The sequence below is a fragment of the Paenibacillus sinensis genome (assembly GCF_019904155.1).
In the GTDB taxonomy this organism is placed as follows: Bacteria; Bacillota; Bacilli; order Paenibacillales; family Paenibacillaceae; genus Paenibacillus_AQ; species Paenibacillus_AQ sinensis.
This window is the reverse complement of the sequence record NZ_JAHCMB010000162.1, coordinates 1-1,601: the sequence shown is the minus strand read 5'-3', so window position 1 is coordinate 1,601 and position 1,601 is coordinate 1. Positions and strand designations below refer to the sequence as shown.

The following is a 1,601-nucleotide window of genomic DNA, read 5'->3' as shown; positions in this document are numbered from 1 at the left end:
CTCAAATACATCATCCTATCATCTGGCAGTGTTTTATCACTTCATTATGGAATGGCTGCTTAGGTTTGCATACTGATCTTAGTTTATTTATAAATTTCTATAATCCCTTTTTCGTCTTTGCCATTCACTACATTGATCACTGTAGCATAGGGACCGTTCATTTCTCCTATAAAGTCAAAGCTTGGCTCGAGCCGTTGCTCTCCGTGCAGCCCCAGTAAACCATATTTGCGAACTTTCATGCTTTCATCCGTAAAAATATAGCCAGGAATCACATTGAATTGTTTATCATAATAAAAAGCACTGATAAAAAATTTCGAGTCACCCAAGAAGACATTATTTCCTTTGCTATCGATAATACAGTATAAGTCTTTTGAGACAAAGGCGAGCCCATTCTTAAACTCTCCGACCTCAATCATACGTCCTTCCGAAGCATTATAAGGGAAAAAATCAATAACTATGTTTCCATCATAGTCTATATACGCCCAAGCATCTCCGTCCTCCGTGTATTCTGATACTTTGACAGCTGCCTTGCCTTCACTGAAACTCCCGGCGTCATCATACTTTATATCAATGCTTACCTGTCCATGTGTATCGATAAAACCCCATTTTTTGTTATCCATGACTGCCGCGTATCCTTCATGAAAGTCTTTAACCTCTTCATAAACTAACTCTGTAATTAGGGTTCCATCACTGTTAACAAATCCCCATTTCCCATCAAGCTGAACAGCAGCCATTCCTTCGCTATAGTCTCCAACCTGATCATACTGAGGTCTAACGACCATGTGACCAGACTTATCTATAAATCCCCACTTGTTCGCCAGTTTTACAGCTGCGCGGTCTCCAATGAAGGATTTTACCTCTTCATATTGAGGCTGTATAGTTAACTCGCCTGATTGATTGATGTACCCCCACTTATTATTTTGTTGAACCGCTCCCCTGGATTCACTAAACGGACCTGCATTCTGATACTGCTCATCCGTGATGCTTCTTCCTTTTTTATCAATGTACGAAAATCCCCCGTCAAGTTCGACCATAGCGACACTCTCATTAAAACCATATATTTTGTCGTATTCATCCGGCAATACCACTTCTTCTTGTGTGTTTATCACTTTGTATTTCCCATTGCCGCCCTTAACCGCAATCCACTTCTCATCCACANAAATCCTCATATTTACCGGCCTCCACAATCCATTTCCATTTCAACTCATCGTTTTGGGGAGACTGACCTGTTATTACATCCGTAGCATTCATGCTGCCCGACTCTAAAGTTTTTTTATTATCACTTTCGCTGCAAGCGCTCAAACCTAATATAAGTACTAATAGAAAGATTGCAATACCAACCTTTTTCCCCATATATTTATCCCTCTTTCAGAACATTAACTCGGTCGCGCTGAACTCATCGTAAGTCCTGCTGCTAACGTAAAAAGCACCTTCAAGGCTGCCTCTACATCTCACGACATGATTGCAATCTCTTGTAGGTGTTTTACTTATCTTAATATTTATTGGCATACTCTTTCCAAATATCAGGGTACCGTGTTGTCCCATAACCTATTTTTCATTCCAACCTAAAGGAATTACTTGTGATTGCCACTTCTGGATTA

Annotated in this window: 1 protein-coding gene; it reads right to left on the bottom strand. The window is 40.1% G+C overall.

The features are described from left to right. Positions 1-83: 83 nt before the first annotated feature. Entirely contained in the window at positions 84-1,157 is a 1,074-nt protein-coding gene (locus KIH86_RS18985) for a WG repeat-containing protein (protein ID WP_223110610.1), read from the bottom strand. Positions 1,158-1,601: the final 444 nt, after the last annotated feature.